At 42.0% G+C, this 17,461-nt stretch carries 16 protein-coding genes and 2 tRNA genes; all 18 read left to right on the forward strand.

Annotated elements, in window-relative coordinates:
* Positions 1 to 54: 54 nt before the first annotated feature.
* A complete protein-coding gene (spoVG, locus tag ES896_RS19390) occupies positions 55 to 351 on the forward strand; it encodes a septation regulator SpoVG (protein ID WP_008357439.1) in 297 nt (98 codons plus the stop codon).
* 198 nt (positions 352 to 549) lie between these two features.
* Complete coding sequence (gene glmU, locus ES896_RS19395; RefSeq protein ID WP_041091578.1) at positions 550 to 1,920, forward strand: bifunctional UDP-N-acetylglucosamine diphosphorylase/glucosamine-1-phosphate N-acetyltransferase GlmU; 1,371 nt, start codon at positions 550 to 552, stop codon at positions 1,918 to 1,920.
* Between the two features lie 22 nt (positions 1,921 to 1,942).
* Positions 1,943 to 2,896: a ribose-phosphate diphosphokinase gene (locus tag ES896_RS19400; RefSeq protein WP_003217907.1), complete on the forward strand. Its 954-nt coding sequence runs from the start codon at positions 1,943 to 1,945 to the stop codon at positions 2,894 to 2,896.
* A gap of 138 nt (positions 2,897 to 3,034) precedes the next feature.
* Complete coding sequence (locus tag ES896_RS19405; protein ID WP_008341853.1) at positions 3,035 to 3,661, forward strand: 50S ribosomal protein L25/general stress protein Ctc; 627 nt, start codon at positions 3,035 to 3,037, stop codon at positions 3,659 to 3,661.
* A 140-nt stretch (positions 3,662 to 3,801) separates the two neighbouring features.
* Positions 3,802 to 4,368 (forward strand): aminoacyl-tRNA hydrolase, encoded by a 567-nt coding sequence (pth, locus tag ES896_RS19410; RefSeq protein ID WP_008341851.1) that lies wholly within the window; start codon positions 3,802 to 3,804, stop codon positions 4,366 to 4,368.
* Positions 4,369 to 4,423: 55 nt separating this feature from the next.
* Positions 4,424 to 4,654, forward strand: a complete 231-nt coding sequence (gene fin, locus ES896_RS19415; RefSeq protein ID WP_003217967.1) for an anti-sigma-F factor Fin — start codon at positions 4,424 to 4,426, stop codon at positions 4,652 to 4,654.
* Between the two features lie 67 nt (positions 4,655 to 4,721).
* Entirely contained in the window at positions 4,722 to 8,255 is a 3,534-nt protein-coding gene (gene mfd, locus ES896_RS19420; protein ID WP_008341846.1) for a transcription-repair coupling factor, read from the forward strand.
* A 139-nt stretch (positions 8,256 to 8,394) separates the two neighbouring features.
* Entirely contained in the window at positions 8,395 to 8,931 is a 537-nt protein-coding gene (spoVT, locus tag ES896_RS19425; protein ID WP_007496196.1) for a stage V sporulation protein T, read from the forward strand.
* Positions 8,932 to 9,135: 204 nt separating this feature from the next.
* Positions 9,136 to 10,740 carry a putative polysaccharide biosynthesis protein gene (locus ES896_RS19430; RefSeq protein ID WP_135227188.1) on the forward strand — a complete coding sequence of 535 codons (1,605 nt, stop codon included), beginning with the start codon at positions 9,136 to 9,138 and terminating at the stop codon, positions 10,738 to 10,740.
* Positions 10,730 to 12,214 carry a bifunctional methyltransferase/pyrophosphohydrolase YabN gene (gene yabN, locus ES896_RS19435; protein WP_135227189.1) on the forward strand — a complete coding sequence of 495 codons (1,485 nt, stop codon included), beginning with the start codon at positions 10,730 to 10,732 and terminating at the stop codon, positions 12,212 to 12,214. Before ES896_RS19430 ends, yabN begins: the two co-directional genes overlap by 11 nt.
* Positions 12,211 to 12,471: an RNA-binding S4 domain-containing protein gene (locus ES896_RS19440; RefSeq protein ID WP_008341839.1), complete on the forward strand. Its 261-nt coding sequence runs from the start codon at positions 12,211 to 12,213 to the stop codon at positions 12,469 to 12,471. The genes yabN and ES896_RS19440 overlap by 4 nt, the downstream gene beginning before the upstream one ends.
* A 74-nt stretch (positions 12,472 to 12,545) precedes the next feature.
* Entirely contained in the window at positions 12,546 to 12,854 is a 309-nt protein-coding gene (gene yabP / locus ES896_RS19445; protein WP_007496190.1) for a sporulation protein YabP, read from the forward strand.
* Positions 12,851 to 13,489: a spore cortex biosynthesis protein YabQ gene (gene yabQ / locus ES896_RS19450; protein ID WP_060780672.1), complete on the forward strand. Its 639-nt coding sequence runs from the start codon at positions 12,851 to 12,853 to the stop codon at positions 13,487 to 13,489. The genes yabP and yabQ overlap by 4 nt, the downstream gene beginning before the upstream one ends.
* A gap of 18 nt (positions 13,490 to 13,507) precedes the next feature.
* On the forward strand, positions 13,508 to 13,882 hold the full coding sequence (locus ES896_RS19455) for an FtsB family cell division protein (RefSeq protein ID WP_017366439.1): 375 nt from the start codon (positions 13,508 to 13,510) through the stop codon (positions 13,880 to 13,882).
* An 82-nt stretch (positions 13,883 to 13,964) separates the two neighbouring features.
* A complete protein-coding gene (locus ES896_RS19460) occupies positions 13,965 to 14,363 on the forward strand; it encodes a S1 domain-containing RNA-binding protein (RefSeq protein WP_003217901.1) in 399 nt (132 codons plus the stop codon).
* A 179-nt stretch (positions 14,364 to 14,542) separates the two neighbouring features.
* Positions 14,543 to 14,616, forward strand: a tRNA-Met gene (locus tag ES896_RS19465).
* 25 nt (positions 14,617 to 14,641) lie between these two features.
* Positions 14,642 to 14,713, forward strand: a tRNA-Glu gene (locus ES896_RS19470).
* A gap of 203 nt (positions 14,714 to 14,916) precedes the next feature.
* Complete coding sequence (gene spoIIE, locus ES896_RS19475; RefSeq protein WP_135227190.1) at positions 14,917 to 17,400, forward strand: stage II sporulation protein E; 2,484 nt, start codon at positions 14,917 to 14,919, stop codon at positions 17,398 to 17,400.
* Positions 17,401 to 17,461 lie beyond the last annotated feature (61 nt).

Raw genomic sequence — 17,461 nt, forward strand, 5'->3', positions numbered from 1 at the left:
AATCGTTGAATACCTAATTAATGCTTTTATATTGGGAAAAGGTGGTGAACTACTGTGGAAGTTACTGACGTAAGATTACGCCGCGTGAATACCGATGGTCGCATGAGGGCGATTGCATCCATCACGCTGGACCACGAATTTGTTGTTCATGATATTCGTGTGATTGATGGAAACAATGGCTTGTTTGTTGCAATGCCTAGCAAACGTACGCCTGATGGAGAGTTTCGCGACATTGCACATCCAATTAATTCAAGCACTCGGGGTAAAATCCAAGATGCTGTTTTAAATGAGTATCATCGCTTAGGCGAAGAGGAAGAGACAATTGAATATGAAGAAGCTGGAGCTTCTTAAAGATATGTGAACCTAAAAAGACAGCTTTAAGAGAAAATGAATGTTTTCTTTTAAATGCTGTCTTTTTTGCGTTTTTTCTCTTGTTCCTTATGTCTCCCGTTCATTAGAAAATTAATGCACTTCCTCTTGTATCCTTGAAATCAGTCCTTATTTAGGATATATTTTTCTATGGATAATAGGGATATTGGAGGCCAATCAATGGATAAGCGGTTCGCAGTGATTTTAGCAGCGGGAAAAGGAACAAGAATGAAGTCAAAGTTATACAAAGTACTTCATCCAGTTTGCGGAAAGCCAATGGTCGAGCATGTGGCAGATCAAGCGTTAAAGCTATCTTTAGCCAAGCTTGTGACGATTGTCGGTCATGGAGCAGAGGACGTCAAGAAGCAGCTTGGGGACAGAAGTGAATATGCACTTCAAGAAGAACAGCTGGGAACAGCACATGCCGTCAAACAAGCCAAATCGTTCCTCGCGCAGGAAAAGGGAACAACCATTGTCATTTGTGGAGATACACCATTATTGACAGCGGAAACAATGGAAGCCATGTTAAGCGAGCATCAAAAACAACAAGCGAAAGTGACGATTTTGACAGCACACGCGGATGATCCAACAGGTTATGGACGTATTATTCGTGATGAAACAGGTGCTGTAGTAAAAATCGTCGAGCATAAAGATGCAAATGATGCTGAACGTCAAGTAAATGAAATTAATACTGGAACCTATTGCTTTTCAAATGAAGATCTCTTCCGTGTGATTGAGCAAGTGTCAAATGAAAATGCACAAGGTGAATACTATTTGCCAGATGTCATTGAAATTCTAAAGAATGAAGGACAGACGGTTGCAGCGTATCAAACACCGCATTTTGAAGAAACACTTGGAGTCAATGATCGTATCGCTCTATCACAAGCAGAGCAATTCATGAAGCGACGTATTAATCATCAGCATATGAAGAATGGTGTAACCTTGATTGATCCTGAGAACACGTATATCTCGCCAGATGCAGTCATCGGTGAAGATACAATGATTTATCCTGGGACGGTCATCAAAGGGAATGTAAAGATTGGTGCAGATGCCACAATCGGTCCGAACACTGAAATTGTTGATAGCGTAATTGGAGATCGGACAGTCATTAAGCAGTCTGTTGTCTGCGATAGTGAAGTTGGGGTAGATGTGACAATTGGACCGTTTGCTCATATTCGCCCGTTGTCGAAAATTGGCGATGAAGTGAAGATCGGGAATTTTGTCGAAATCAAGAAAACAGTTTTCGGTGACCGAAGCAAAGCGTCGCATCTAAGTTATATTGGAGATGCAGAGGTCGGAACGGATGTAAACCTTGGTTGTGGATCCATTACAGTTAATTATGATGGGAAGAATAAATTCTTAACGAAGATTGAAGATGGCGCATTTATTGGCTGCAATTCAAATCTCGTTGCACCAGTCACTGTCGGAAAAGGGGCATATGTTGCAGCCGGTTCAACGGTTACAGAAGATGTACCGCAGGATGCATTGTCTATTGCTAGAGCAAGACAAGTCAATAAAGAAGATTATGTGAAAAATATTCATAAAAAATAATCCAAATACCCGGAGGTTTACCATGTCTAATCGTTATGCTGATGCGAATTTAAAGATATTCTCTTTGAATTCAAACCCTGAACTTGCCAAAGAAATTGCCGATCGTATCGGAGTTGATGTAGGAAAGAGCTCTGTTAAACGTTTTAGTGACGGTGAAGTCCAAATCAATATTGAAGAAAGTATCCGCGGCTGTGATTGTTATGTTATTCAATCTACTAGTGCGCCAGTCAATGAGCACATTATGGAGCTACTCATTATGGTAGATGCACTAAAACGCGCTTCTGCGAAAACGGTCAATATTGTCATCCCTTATTACGGATATGCACGTCAAGATCGTAAGGCGAAACCTCGTGAGCCAATCACAGCGAAGCTTTTTGCGAACTTACTTGAAACAGCAGGTGCTACACGTGTCATTGCACTTGATCTTCATGCGCCGCAAATCCAAGGTTTCTTTGATATTCCAATCGATAACTTAATGGCTGTGCCAATTTTAACAAACTATTTCGAACAGAAAAACTTGAATGATATCGTTGTTGTGTCTCCTGACCACGGTGGTGTTACGCGTGCGCGCAAAATGGCGGACCGCCTGAAAGCACCAATCGCCATTATCGACAAACGTCGTCCGAAGCCGAACGTGGCTGAAGTGATGAACATCATTGGGAACATTGAAGGCAAAACGGCGATTCTCATCGATGATATCATTGATACAGCTGGTACGATTACACTTGCTGCAAATGCACTTGTGGAAAATGGAGCGGCTGAAGTCTATGCTTGTTGTACTCACCCAGTATTGTCTGGACCAGCAGTAGAACGTATTACAAACTCTAAAATTAAAGAATTAGTTGTGACAAACAGTATTCACTTAACAGATGACAAGAAAGTTGGAAAATTCATTCCGCTTTCAGTTGGGCCTTTGCTTGCAGAAGCCATCATTCGTGTACATGAAGAAGAATCTGTGAGCTACCTTTTCAGCTAATTTTCTGATTGAAAAAGGCCCTAGGCATCAGCTTGGGGTCTTTTTGCTGTGATAAATGAAAGCCAAACATGTTTAAAATGATTCAGTTATGGGTATTTATGAAAGTAGTGACAAAAAAGAAATAGGATGGTGCTGAATATGGCAACTTTAAAAGCAAATAAAAGAACTGATTTCAAACGTTCCACACTGCAAAAAATCCGTCATTCAGGACACGTTCCTGGTGTCATATACGGAAAAAATACAGACAATCTGGCTGTTTCATTAGACAGCATTGATTTATTAAAGACATTACGTGATGAAGGAAAAAATACAATCATCACATTAGACGTTGGCGGTGAAACAAAATCTGTGATGGTGACAGAACTGCAAACAGATCCGTTGAAAAATGAGCTTGTCCACGCTGATTTCCAAGTGGTCGACTTACAGCGAGAAATTGACGCAGATGTACCTGTACAACTCATTGGCGAATCCAAAGGGGTAAAGGATGGCGGTGTGCTTCAGCAGCCACTATTTGAGCTATCCATTACAGCGAAACCAAAGGATATCCCGCAAAATATTGAAGCTGATATTACAAACTTAGAAGTAAATGACGTACTAACAGTTGGTGATCTGTCTGTTCAGTCTACGTATCAAATTAATAATGATCCAGAAGAAGTTGTTGCTTCGATCTTACCGCCTCAGCAATCAGAGGTTCCAGAGCCAGATAGTGAAGAGGAAACGCAAGAGCCTGAGGCCATTAAAGAAAAAGATGATAGCGAAGAATAACTGGTCAATTAGAGACGTAACCCTCCCGCGGTTACGTCTTTTGTGCTAGAATGAAAAGAATTCATATGTTTTGCATGAGGCAATCACATTGGCTCATTTTTTAGGCGTGTGCATGTGCGACAAAGGAGGTTATTGGTTTCATGATTGCGTTCGTTGGATTGGGTAATCCAGGAAAAGAATATGAAAAAACAAGACATAACGTCGGGTTTATGACAATAGATGAACTATCAAAAAAATGGGACATCCCATTAAATCAATCAAAATTCCATGGACAATATGGAACTGGGTTTGTTTCGGGGCAAAAGGTTCTACTTGTGAAGCCTCTTACATATATGAACTTATCAGGGGAATGTGTGCGTCCGCTGATGGATTACTATGAAATTCCCCTTGAACATTTGAAGGTCATCTATGATGATCTTGATTTGCCAACGGGCCGGATTCGTTTGCGTACAAAAGGAAGTGCAGGCGGACATAACGGAATCAAATCGTTGATTCAGCATTTAGGTTCACCTGAGTTTGACCGATTCCGTATCGGTATTGGCCGTCCACAAAACGGCATGAAGGTCGTCGATTACGTACTAGGACGCTTCTCAGAGGAAGAACAGCCTGATATCTCATCTGCTATTCAAGCATCCGTTGAAGCTTGTGAAGCGGCTTTAACAAAGCCTTTTTTAGAAGTGATGAATGATTTTAACAAGAAGGTATAAGAATGATAAGCAAAGCACATACTGATCATAAAATCTCAGCATGGGAGGATCACGTATGGCTTTGCACTATTACTGCCGGCACTGTGGTGTAAAGGTTGGCAGTCTAGATGAATCCGCTGTCCAAAGTGAAGCACTTGGATTTCATCACTTAACAAATGAGGAAAGAAACGATATGATTTCTTATAGGGAAAATGGTGATTTACATGTACAAACCATTTGTGAGGATTGCCAAGAGGCGCTCGAAAGAAATCCTGATTACCATCAGTATCATACCTTTATTCAATAAAAAGCTTTGGTGTAGATAATAGACCAAAGCGTTTTTCTGTTTTAAACAAGCAGGGAGGAGGAGCCAAATGAAAAATATACAATCATTTATCAAACAAAGTGATGATTTTCAGTCCATTTTCAATGGGCTAAAGGAAGGTTTAAAAGAACAACTGCTCGCCGGACTATCAGGCTCCGTCAGATCTTTATTTACAGCCGCCATATCAGACGAATTAAAGCGGCCGATGTTTATTGTGACACACAACTTATATCAAGCGCAGAAGGTCACAGATGATCTAGCAAGTGTGATGCCAGATCGCTCGGTCCTTCTTTATCCTGTCAATGAACTCATTGCATCTGAAATTGCTGTGGCAAGCCCTGAGCTTAGAGCGCAGCGTCTTGATGTATTGAATCGTCTCGCGAATGGAGAAAATCCGATTGTCGTGACCCCAGCAGCTGCAGTGCGTAGAATGCTTCCTCCTGTTGAGCTCTGGAAGGAGAGTCAGATCCATTTAAAGGTTGGTGAAGAAATTGATTTGGAGGCGTTTTCAAAACAACTCGTGCAAATCGGTTATGACCGGACGTCCATGGTCGCTGCGCCCGGAGACTTTAGTGTGCGCGGAGGAATCATTGACATTTATGCGTTAACGGAAGACCACCCGATCCGTATTGAGCTGTTTGATACAGAAGTGGATTCTATTCGGTCCTTCCACTCTGACACGCAGCGTTCATTGGAAACACTTCAAGAAATCAAGATTGGCCCGGCGAAAGAGCTGATTGTAAGAGGGCCTGAACGAGTGAGAGCGATTGAACAGCTTGACGAAGGTCTTGCCAGTAGCTTAAAGAAATTCAACTCGGATAAACAAAAAGAACTGCTCCATCAGAATATTTCTGCTGATCGTGAGAAGCTGCTAGAAGGTATTGTGACACAAGAAATGACGAAGTATCTGTCCTATTTCTATGAAAAGCCTGCTAGTTTGCTAGATTATACATCGCAGGATACGATTATCATTCTAGATGAAATCAGCAGAATTCAGGAGATGGAAGAACAGCTTGAACAGGAAGAAGCAGATTGGACAATTAGTCTGCTGGAAGAAGGGAATATCCTGCATGATCTAGCCCTTTCCTTCCCATTTCAAGAGCTGTTCAATCAGCAATCGAGATCGATTCTGTACTATTCCTTATTTTTGAGACATGTTCAGCAGACCAATCCGCAAAATATCGTCAATGTATCTAGTAAGCAAATGCAGAATTTCCACGGGCAGATGAATGTGCTTGCAAGTGAAATTGAACGCTACAAAAAGCAGAATTATACGGTTGTCTTTTTAGGTGCGGATGAAGAGCGGACAGAGAAGTTGTCATCTGTCTTGCATGATTATGACATTGAAGCAGCTCTTGCTAAACCTGATGCTGAGCTTGTCAGCGGGCAAGTATATATTTTACAAGGTGAGCTTCAAACCGGTTTTGAACTACCTTTATCCAAAATTGCTGTCATTACAGAGGGTGAACTTTTCAAGAAACGTGTGAAGAAGCAGGCACGTAAGCAAAAGCTGACAAACGCAGAGCGAATCAAAAGCTATTCAGAGCTGCAGGTGGGCGATTATGTGGTGCACATTAACCACGGGATCGGTAAGTATTTAGGAATTGAAACGCTTGAAATTGGCGGCATTCATAAAGATTATTTAAATATTCATTATCAAGGAAGCGATAAGCTTTATGTCCCTGTTGAACAAATTGATCAGGTGCAGAAGTATGTAGGGTCAGAAGGAAAAGAACCAAAGCTATACAAACTAGGCGGTAGCGACTGGAAGCGCGTGAAGAAAAAAGTAGAATCATCTGTGCAGGACATTGCAGATGATCTGATTAAGCTGTACGCAGAACGTGAAGCAAGCAAAGGGTATGCCTTCTCGCCTGACCATGAGATGCAGCGCCAGTTTGAATCTGCATTCCCTTACCAAGAAACAGATGATCAAATTCGCTCGATTCATGAAATCAAGCAAGACATGGAGCGGGAGCGCCCGATGGATCGTCTGCTTTGTGGAGATGTGGGCTATGGAAAAACAGAGGTGGCGATTCGAGCGGCCTTCAAAGCCATTGCTGACGGGAAACAGGTGGCACTGCTTGTACCAACAACGATCTTAGCGCAGCAGCATTTTGACACGATTATGGACAGATTCCAAGACTATCCTGTTAAAATCGCTCAGCTTAGCCGCTTCCGTACACGAAAAGAAACAACAGAAACCTTAAAAGGGCTGAAAAACGGAACCATTGATATGGTCATTGGGACGCATCGTCTTCTTTCAAAAGACATTGTGTACAAGGATTTAGGACTGTTAATTATCGATGAAGAGCAGCGCTTTGGTGTGACGCATAAAGAGAAAATTAAGCAAATGAAAGCCAATATTGATGTGCTGACGTTAACGGCAACGCCAATTCCTCGTACGCTTCATATGTCGATGCTTGGCGTACGTGACTTATCTGTTATTGAAACGCCACCTGAGAACCGTTTCCCAGTTCAAACCTATGTTGTCGAGTACAATGGTGCGTTAGTTAGAGAAGCTATTGAGCGAGAATTGGCAAGAGGCGGTCAAGTGTACTTCCTTTATAACCGAGTGGAGGATATTGAACGAAAAGCAGATGAAATCTCGATGCTTGTTCCAGACGCAAAAGTAAGCTACGCACACGGGAAAATGAGTGAGAACGAGCTGGAATCCGTGATGATTAATTTCCTAGAAGGTGAATCGGATGTACTCGTCAGTACAACCATTATCGAAACGGGCGTAGACATACCAAATGTGAACACGCTCATTGTTCATGATGCTGATAAAATGGGGCTTTCGCAGCTGTACCAGTTAAGAGGACGAGTTGGGCGCTCGAATCGTGTGGCCTATGCTTATTTCACTTATCGAAAAGATAAAGTGCTTTCTGAAGTAGCTGAGAAAAGACTTCAAGCCATTAAAGAATTCACTGAGCTTGGGTCAGGCTTTAAAATTGCGATGCGTGATTTAACAATTCGAGGAGCAGGGAACTTACTTGGTGCACAGCAGCATGGATTTATTGATTCTGTTGGATTCGACCTTTACTCTCAAATGCTGAAAGAAGCCATTGAAGAAAGAAGAGGCGATACGACTGCTCAAGAAAAATTTGAGCCGGAAATTGATCTCCAAATTGATGCCTACATTCCAGATAGCTATATTTCTGATGGCAAACAAAAGATCGAGATGTATAAACAGTTTAGAGCGATTGGATCAATAGAAGAGCGGAAAGAGCTTCAAGATGAAATGATTGACCGATTCGGAGAATATCCGCAAGAAGTGGCTGATTTGTTCACGATTGCGACGATGAAGGTGTACGCTGTGCAGGAACGTGTCGAGTTGATCAAGATGGAGAAAGGCATTGTTAGACTCACTCTCGATGAAAAAGCAAGCAGCGACATCGATGGTCAAAAATTATTTGAGCTTGGCAGTCAATATGGACGTGATATCGGTCTTGGCATGGAAGGCAGCAAGCTGATTATTTCTGTCCAAACAAAAGGCAAGAAAACGGAGGAGTGGCTTGAAGTCATTCTTCGTATGCTTCGAGGTCTTCAAGATGTGAAAAAAGAAACCATTCCATCTTCATAAAATTTTGTTGGTCTCTCGTGTATATTACGTTTGATGTGACGGATACTAATCTCAGGGTCAAGTGGTGAATGTTGCATAAAGTGGACGCTTTTGTTCCATTCACCCAACACATCATCAAACGAAAGAGAGGCAGCAGTGAATGAAAGCAACTGGAATTGTACGCCGCATCGATGATCTAGGTAGAGTGGTTATACCGAAGGAGATTCGCAGAACATTGCGCATCCGGGAAGGAGATCCACTTGAGATTTTTGTCGACCGCGATGGAGAAGTCATTTTGAAGAAGTATTCACCGATTAGTGAGCTAGGAGACTTTGCGAAGGAATATGCTGATGCATTATTCGACAGTTTGGGTCATTCTATCCTCATCTGTGATCGTGATACGTATATTGCTGTATCCGGTAGTTCAAAAAAAGAGTATTTAAACAAATCCATTAGTGATTTACTTGAACGAACAATGGATCAGCGTAATTCTGTATTAGAGGACAGCAAGAAAGAAATTCAGCTTGTGGATGGTATTGATGATGATGTATCAGCTTATACCATTGCACCTATTGTTGCAAACGGAGATCCAATTGGCGCCGTCGTCTTATTTTCTAAAGAGCGTTCAATGGGAGAAGTGGAGCATAAAGCGGCAGAAACGGCAGCTGGCTTCTTAGCCCGTCAAATGGAACATTAGGTCTAATAAATCTATATCATTTTGATAAAACGAAAGAATGCCGATGAAATCATCTGATTTTGTCGGCGTTTTTTATATGGGATGAAACAAAACAATGAATGTATCGTCTACTCCTTAGAAAGAAACGGCTTGCCAGTCACGTATGATATAATGAGTGCGTTTAAATGCAGGTATATTTTTTGATTGAACATAAAGGAGTCATCCATGAAAAATGCTGTAAATCAGCCGCATTGGCTTTTCCAAGGTGCGGTGATTTTAACCATCGCAGGCTTGTTATCAAAGGTACTGAGTGCCGTATATCGTGTCCCTTTTCAAAATATCGTAGGAGACACAGGTTTTTATATTTATCAGCAGGTCTATCCCTTTCTTGGCATTGCGATCATGCTCGGCACCACTGGTTTTCCTGTGATGGTGTCCAAGCTCCTGAGCGAGCATGGTGAGGAGAATCGCCGAATCATTACAAAGGTATCCTTGGTGTATATCACTTTGCTGAGCTTGGCCTTATTTCTTTGTTTATACATAGGAGCAGGCACAATTGCGAATCTCATGGCGGACAGTCAATTAATGCTGCTCATCCAGATGAGTTCGTTTGTGTTTTTGTTTCTGCCGCTTACCGTGATGCTGAGGGGTGTTTTTCAGAGTGATGGGCTGATGCTCCCCACTGCGGTCTCTCAATTGGCTGAGCAGCTCATCAGAGTAGGCGTCCTGCTTGTTTTATCTTTCTATTTTGTGAGACATGGCTATTCGCTTTATGAAACAGGAGCGGGTGCGGTGTTCTCTTCTATAGCTGGAAGTGCGGCTTCACTCATTTTGCTTCTTTTCCTTTGGCTGACCTATCGGAAGCGGTCGTCAGCGAGCAAGACATTAAAACAGGCTACACTGCGGAAAAAAGATGTGCTGAAGAGTTTGGTGCTGTATACATTGACAATTTGTGTGAGTGGATTGCTGATCCTATGGATGCAAATGATCGATGCTTTTCACCTGTATGCGCTGCTGCGCAGTGAGGGACTGAGTGAAGCAGATGCAAAGGCGGCAAAAGGCGTGTATGACCGAGGTCAGCCGTTCTTGCAGCTCGGGACGGTGTTTGCAATTAGTATCGGGACGTCTCTTGTTCCGTTTTTGTCGTCGGCCTTAAGAAAAGGGCAGCATAAAGCAATTCGTGAAAAAGTACGTACATCGTTTAAGGCAACATCGGTGCTGGGGATTGGTTCAGCTGTCGGTCTTATATGTATTTTATCGTCTGTGAACATCATGCTTTTTCGTAATGACTTAGGGACAGATGCGCTGCAAATATTTTGCATATCCATTGCCTTTACATCAATGGCGATTACGCAAACCGCTTTACTTCAGGGTCTGGGACATACCGTGTACCCGGCTATTGTGGTCCTGATCAGTGTACTGGTGAAATGGGGTCTGACGCTGGCTCTTGTCCCGTTATTCGGCATTTATGGAGCCGCATGGTCGACTGTTTGTGGGTTTCTCGCCGCCGCTGCGCTCAATGCGGTGTATTTGAAGCATAAAGGGTGGATTTCAATAAGAGAGCTATTCCCAGTGAAAATTCTTTTATCAGCAGCATTCATGGCTGTCGTTTTAATTGGATATCAGGCATTGTTTTCTTGGGTCATTCCCTTTGAGAAACGTCCGTTTTCTGTTTTAGAGAGCCTGACTTCAGTTTTTATTGGTGGTTTCGCCTTTTTATATAGTATTCTTAAGCTAGACGTATTTACGGAAGAGGAATGGAGACTCATTCCATTAGGAGAAAAGATTTTATATTTTAAACAGATGAGAGGGAATCGAAATGGCAGGTAAGATTACAGTCGTTGGTCTTGGGGCAGGCGACATGGATCAGCTAACGCTCGGTGTATATAAGCAGCTGAAGCAGGCGAAAGAAGTATACATGAGAACGCAGGATCATCCACTCACCGCAGAATTGATGCAGGAGGTCCCGTCTCTGACCTTTTTTGATGAGATTTATGAAAAGCATGATCAGTTTGATGCAGTGTATGAGGAAATCACAGACATTCTCTTCCGAGAGGCTGAGGAGAAAGATATTGTGTATGCAGTACCAGGTCACCCGTTTGTGGCGGAAAAGACAGTGCAGCTTCTTGTTTCACAACAGAAGAAGCGCGGGGTTGAGGTGTACGTGGCTGGTGGACAAAGCTTTTTGGATGCGACGTTTAATTCCTTACAGATTGACCCAATCGAAGGGCTTCAATTCGTTGACGCAGCGGATATGAGAGCGGATGATCTGAAGTTGACCCAGCATGTGCTGATCTGTCAGGTATATGATCAGATGACAGCCTCGAATGTGAAGCTGACCCTCATGGAAAAGCTACCTGACGATTATGAAGTCTTTATCGTAACGGCAGCTGGAAGCAGTCAGGAGCAGATTACAGGTGTTCCTTTATTTGAACTTGATCGAGATGTGTCGATAAATAACTTAACGAGTGTTTATGTACCTCCCATTCAAGATGAAAAGCTGCTCTATCAGCAATTTGACACTTTCCGCGAAGTCATTCGTACATTAAGAGGTCCTGGCGGCTGTCCTTGGGATCAAAAACAAACGAATGAGTCGCTCAAACCATATTTAATTGAAGAATGTTATGAGCTGCTGGAAGCCATTGATGAAGACGATCCAGATCATATGGTTGAAGAACTCGGAGATGTACTGCTGCAAGTTTTACTCCATGCCCAAATTGGTGAAGATGATGGTTATTTCTCAATGGATGACGTCATCCAGCATGTCACAGAAAAAATGATTCGACGACATCCGCATGTGTTTGGTGATACGGATGTGTCTGAAGCATCAGATGTAGTCGCCAACTGGGAAAAAATCAAGCAGCAGGAAAAACCGGAGCGTGCAGCTTCTATTTTGCAATCCATTCCAACGACTCTTCCAGCTTTAACAAAAGCCTATAAGCTCCAAAAGAAAGCAGCAAAAGTGGGCTTCGACTGGACAGAAGTAGAGGATATTTGGAACAAATACGAAGAAGAAAAGCAGGAATTCCTTGTGGAAGTGGCAGATAAGACGGATGAAGGTGCAACAAAGCAGATGAAGGATGAATTTGGGGATCTTTTGTTTGTTCTCGTCAACATTGGTAGATTTTATCATCTAGAGCCTGAAACCGCCCTCTCTTCTGCAAACACAAAATTCATGCGGCGCTTTCAGCATATTGAACAAAAAGCAAAGGACATAGGGCGTTCACTAGAGGACTTGACCCTAGAAGAAATGGACGATCTGTGGAACGATGCCAAACGCATAGAAAGAGGTGAACTTACATGAGACTAGATAAATTCTTAAAAGTGTCTCGTTTAATAAAAAGAAGAACATTGGCAAAAGAAGTAGCTGATCAAGGAAGAATTTCCATTAATGGCACGCAGGCGAAAGCCAGCTCTGACGTGAAAGAAGGGGACGAGCTTCAAATTCGCTTTGGCCAAAAGCTTGTGACTGTTCAAGTCAACGAGTTAAAAGACACAACGAAAAAAGAAGAAGCTGCTGGCATGTATACCGTGCTAAAAGAAGAAAAAACAGCAGAATAGGGCTTGTTCTAAATGTCCCGCCTGTCACATACAATGCAGTAACAATGCAAGTATGAGATATGGGGGATGTATAAATGAATCAATATTATAATCAACCTCAAGGCACGAAGTTGTCATCAGAAGCCGAGCATCATGTCACAATGCGCAACAGAAAGCATTTAGATATTACTGGGGTCAAACAAGTCGAGAGCTTTGATAATGAAGAATTTCTGCTTGAGACTGTCATGGGAGTCCTTGCCATTCGCGGAGAAAATTTGCAAATGAAAAACTTAGATGTAGAAAAGGGCGTTGTGTCCATTAAAGGGCGTGTCTTTGACTTAATCTATGTAGATGAGCAGCACGGGGAGAAAGCTAAAGGATTTTTTAGCAAGCTGTTTAAATGACACTGACGGTCCAGTTTTATACGATGCTTTCGATGGCGGCGATGGGCATCTGGCTGGGCGCATCGCTGGATACGTACAAGCTGTTTGTGAACCGGGAAAAAACAGCAAAATGGCTGCTGGTCATTCACGACCTCCTTTTTTGGGTGGTGCAGGGTCTGTTGTTCTTTTATGTCCTGCTGCTAACCAATGAGGGAGAATTCAGACTTTATATTTTTCTAGCTGTTGCTTTAGGTTTCTCGATGTACCAGGCATTGATGAAACAGCTGTATATGAACATCCTCAAGTTTGTGATGAGGTGTATTTATCAGACTGTTCTCTTCCTGAAAAGGCTGATCATGTCGATGGTTTTCCAGCCCATTCGCTGGATCGTCGGTTTGATCATAAGTGTTCTTCTGTTCTTGTTCCACTCGCTCTTACGCCTTGTTCGTTTTGCGTTTCGACTCGTGTGGAAGGTGCTGTATATTGTTTGTTATCCGCTTATTTGGTTACTCAATGTGACCATTATTCATCGAATTCCCGAAAAATGGCGAACATCAATGAGGTTGTTTTTCTCAAAAGGAGCAGGAATTTTACAAGGGATCAAGAAATTATCTCGTACCATGAAAACGAAATGGAAACAATTCTGGACAAAGTAAGAGAGGAGGCCTTCATCCTTGAACGAGAGAAAAAGAAATATCGCACAAATTCAAAATGATTATCAAAAACAAATGGAACAGCAAGCGCAGCGCCTAAAACGCAAACGCCGGGGACTCCTTAGAAGGCTTACCGTGTTTGGAGTCATTGTGCTCATGTTTGCTGTTTTGGTAACAAGTGCCCTCTGGTCGCAATCGTCTGCATTGAAAGAAAAAGAAGAGAAGAAGGTTGTGCTTGAAAAAGAATTGAAGCAATTACAAACAAAGCAGGAAGATATTTCTGATGAAATCAAAAAGCTGAAAAGCAAAGAATACGTACTCGAACTGGCACGACGGGACTATTATATGTCTAAAAAAGGCGAAAAAATCTTTGATGTGGGCAATAAGAGCGATTAGCCTTGTTGACACTTAAAATTCAGTTTATGTATAATTGAACAAATGAGATTTTTTTATAAGTCTAAGGAGGAGCACTTTTTTTATGTCGATTGAAGTTGGCAGCAAGTTACAAGGGAAAGTTACGGGCATTACAAATTTTGGAGCTTTTGTGGAGTTGCCAGGCGGTTCAACTGGTCTCGTTCATATCAGTGAGGTAGCCGATAACTATGTAAAAGATATTAATGAGCATTTAAAAGTCGGTGAACAAGTTGAAGTGAAAGTGATTAACGTTGAAAAAGACGGTAAAATCGGCTTGTCCATTAAAAAAGCAAAAGATCGTCCTCAACAACAACAATCAAGACCGAGCAGAAATGATTTCCGTCCGAAGGAATCGTTTGAGCAAAAAATGAACAAATTCTTAAAAGATAGCGAAGATCGCTTAACATCTTTAAAACGTAACACGGAATCAAAACGTGGGGGGCGCGGAGCAAGAAGAGGTTAACTTGTTGCTGCTTTCTATATATTTTTCACAACAAAGCATCTGCTGTTTAGCGGGTGCTTTTTTTAAATACAAATTCAACGTTTTTTGTGCATTTGCCATTTAATTTAAAACTTTCTATTGACGGACAAGCGAATCCTTTGTATTATAGTTCTTGTGCTTCTTAGCGCATTTTACATTATGGCGGTGTAGCTCAGCTGGCTAGAGCGTACGGTTCATACCCGTGAGGTCGGGGGTTCGATCCCCTCCGCCGCTATCCTTTTAAAAAGAACAATAAGCAAGGCCCGTTGGTCAAGCGGTTAAGACACCGCCCTTTCACGGCGGTAACACGGGTTCGAATCCCGTACGGGTCATCTTCAAAACAGCTTTCTATAGGAAAGCTGTTTTTTTGTGCTTTCGTAAAATTCTGATGAAAGACATCGACTTTCAAGAAAGTATGCCTCTTTGGCAAATAAAGCGTCGAACGTTTTATGGAAACGACAACTTCTTTTGACAAAATTTCTTTTTCACCTTCGCTATAATGACAAGCAACGAATATCAGGTGGGGGATGAAAAGATGGAAAAACTAGAAAGAAGAACTGATTTAACGGGAGCCGGGTTTGAAAGAATCAGTGCAGGGTTAAAAAAGATGAAAAACCTGTTTCTTCATCATACGCATTCTCTTTTTTTCTATAAAGGGTTTATTTATGTTGTTCTGGGCTTTTTATTGGGACGAGCCTTTATCTTATCTGAAATTATGCCGTTTGCATTGCCTTTCTTTGGGTCCATGCTGCTCATTAAAAGGGATAAAGCGATGCTTGCTTGTCTTGCTTTACTCGCTGGGGCGATGACGATATCACCTCAAAATGCATTATTCGTGTTTGCGTCATTGATCGTGTTCCTTCTCATGTCAAAGGTCGTTTCATTCATCATCAAAGACCCGGTGAAAACATTACCGGTTGTAATTGTGCTCTCAATGCTGATGACGAGGGGAGCTTTTGTATACCTCGAGCAGGGTGCGGTTCAAAGCTATGACTATGTGATGGCAGGGGTTGAAGCTGGACTTGCCTTCATTTTGACACTGATTTTTCTTCAAAGTTTGCCGATTTTTACAGTCAGGAAAATCAAACACTCCTTAAAGGTTGAAGAAATTATTTGCTTTATGATATTAATCGCTTCAGTTTTAACAGGTCTGGCTGGGATCACATTTCAAGGAATGCAGGCAGAGCATATTTTGTCACGATATGTAGTGCTGAGCTTTGCCTTTATTGGAGGAGCGAGTATTGGTTGTACAGTGGGTGTTGTAACTGGATTAATTCTTGGTCTCGCCAACATCGGCAACCTTTATCAGATGAGTCTGCTTGCCTTCTCGGGCTTATTAGGCGGATTACTAAAAGAGGGGAAAAAAGCAGGAGCCGCCATCGGCTTGATTGTGGGTTCTTTACTAATCTCCCTCTACGGTGAAGGGTCAGCAGGGCTAATGACCACGCTATATGAATCACTCATCGCAGTTGCACTGTTTTTACTCACGCCACAGTCAGTAACGTCCAAGGTGGCAAAATATATTCCTGGTACGGTAGAGCATGTACAGGAACAGCAGCAATATGCCAGAAAAGTACGAGACGTGACAGCAAAAAAGGTAGATCAATTCTCTAATGTATTTCATGCGCTGTCTGAGAGTTTTGCGACATTTTACGAATCCATTCCTGAGGAGAAGAAGCAGGAAGAGGATGTAGATCTTTTTTTAAGTACGATCACAGAACGTTCCTGTCAAACGTGCTATAAGAAAAATAAATGCTGGGTGCAGAACTTTGATACAACCTATGAACTCATGAAACAAGTTATGCATGAATCTGATGAAAAAACGTACGAGCATAACCGGAAGTTGAAAAAGAAATTCAGTCAGCACTGCTCAAAATCAAAGCATGTAGAAGAATTGATTGAAGAGGAGATAGCTTACTATAAAGCAAATCAGACCTTAAAGAAAAAGGTCCAAGACAGCAGGCGCCTTGTGGCCGAACAACTGATGGGTGTCTCACAAGTCATGGAGGATTTTTCCCGGGAAATAAAACGAGAAAGAGAGCAGCATTTTATTCAGGAAGAGCAGATGATAGAAGCACTTCAGAACTTTGGAATTGAAATTCAGCAAGTTGAAATTTATAGCTTAGAACAGGGAAATGTTGATATAGAGATGAGAATTCCCTATTGCCAAGGTCATGGGGAATGCGAAAAAATCATCGCTCCAATGCTCTCGGATATTTTAGAAGAACAAGTTTTAGTCAAAGCAGAGCAGTGTGCGGAGCATCCAACAGGTTATTGTCATGTTGTATTCGGTTCTGCAAAATCGTATCGAGTGTCTACAGGTGTAGCACATGCAGCGAAAGGCGGAGGATTAGTATCTGGAGACAGCTACAGCATGATGGAGCTGGGTGCAGGTAAATATGCCGCAGCTATTAGTGATGGGATGGGAAATGGAGCAAGAGCCCATTTTGAAAGCAATGAAACGATCAAGCTGTTAGAAAAAATTTTGGCGTCTGGTATTGATGAAAAAGTAGCGATTAAAACAATTAATAGCATTTTATCTTTACGGACAACAGATGAAATCTATTCCACATTAGACTTATCCATCATTGATTTACAGGATGCGAGCTGTAAGTTCCTCAAGATTGGCTCCACTCCAAGTTTTATTAAACGTGGTGATCAAGTGATGAAGGTACAGGCCAGCAACTTGCCTATTGGCATTATTGATGAATTTGAAGTAGAAGTGGTGAGTGAACAGATGAAGGCAGGAGATCTCCTTATCATGATGAGCGACGGTATCTTTGAAGGACCAAAGCATATCGAAAATCATGATTTGTGGGTCAAACGAAAAATGAAGAGCTTTAAAACAGAAGATCCGCAAGAGATTGCTGATTTATTAATGGAGGAGGTCATTCGCACAAGAGCAGGTCAAATTGATGACGATATGACGGTTGTCGTCATTAGGCTCGACCACAATACACCAAAATGGGCATCCATTCCGACAGGTACATTCTATCTTCAGAAACAAGAGATTTCTTGAAATATCGTATAATATGAATTTCTTCTGGCGATGATGGGGATATAAGCATTCAGTTACAATC

Source organism: Bacillus sp. 005/A4HT-01/001, assembly GCF_004634445.1.
Classification (GTDB): Bacteria; Bacillota; Bacilli; order Bacillales; family Bacillaceae; genus Bacillus; species Bacillus altitudinis.

Coding starts and splice junctions, on each gene's coding strand:
- yabQ (WP_060780672.1), top strand. CDS start 12,851: ATGACACTGACGGTCCAGTTTTATACGATGCTTTCGATGGCGGCGATG.
- ES896_RS19460 (WP_003217901.1), top strand. CDS start 13,965: ATGTCGATTGAAGTTGGCAGCAAGTTACAAGGGAAAGTTACGGGCATT.
- ES896_RS19440 (WP_008341839.1), top strand. CDS start 12,211: ATGAGACTAGATAAATTCTTAAAAGTGTCTCGTTTAATAAAAAGAAGA.
- spoVT (WP_007496196.1), top strand. CDS start 8,395: ATGAAAGCAACTGGAATTGTACGCCGCATCGATGATCTAGGTAGAGTG.
- ES896_RS19405 (WP_008341853.1), top strand. CDS start 3,035: ATGGCAACTTTAAAAGCAAATAAAAGAACTGATTTCAAACGTTCCACA.
- fin (WP_003217967.1), top strand. CDS start 4,424: ATGGCTTTGCACTATTACTGCCGGCACTGTGGTGTAAAGGTTGGCAGT.
- spoIIE (WP_135227190.1), top strand. CDS start 14,917: ATGGAAAAACTAGAAAGAAGAACTGATTTAACGGGAGCCGGGTTTGAA.
- glmU (WP_041091578.1), top strand. CDS start 550: ATGGATAAGCGGTTCGCAGTGATTTTAGCAGCGGGAAAAGGAACAAGA.
- mfd (WP_008341846.1), top strand. CDS start 4,722: ATGAAAAATATACAATCATTTATCAAACAAAGTGATGATTTTCAGTCC.
- ES896_RS19430 (WP_135227188.1), top strand. CDS start 9,136: ATGAAAAATGCTGTAAATCAGCCGCATTGGCTTTTCCAAGGTGCGGTG.
- ES896_RS19400 (WP_003217907.1), top strand. CDS start 1,943: ATGTCTAATCGTTATGCTGATGCGAATTTAAAGATATTCTCTTTGAAT.
- pth (WP_008341851.1), top strand. CDS start 3,802: ATGATTGCGTTCGTTGGATTGGGTAATCCAGGAAAAGAATATGAAAAA.
- yabN (WP_135227189.1), top strand. CDS start 10,730: ATGGCAGGTAAGATTACAGTCGTTGGTCTTGGGGCAGGCGACATGGAT.
- yabP (WP_007496190.1), top strand. CDS start 12,546: ATGAATCAATATTATAATCAACCTCAAGGCACGAAGTTGTCATCAGAA.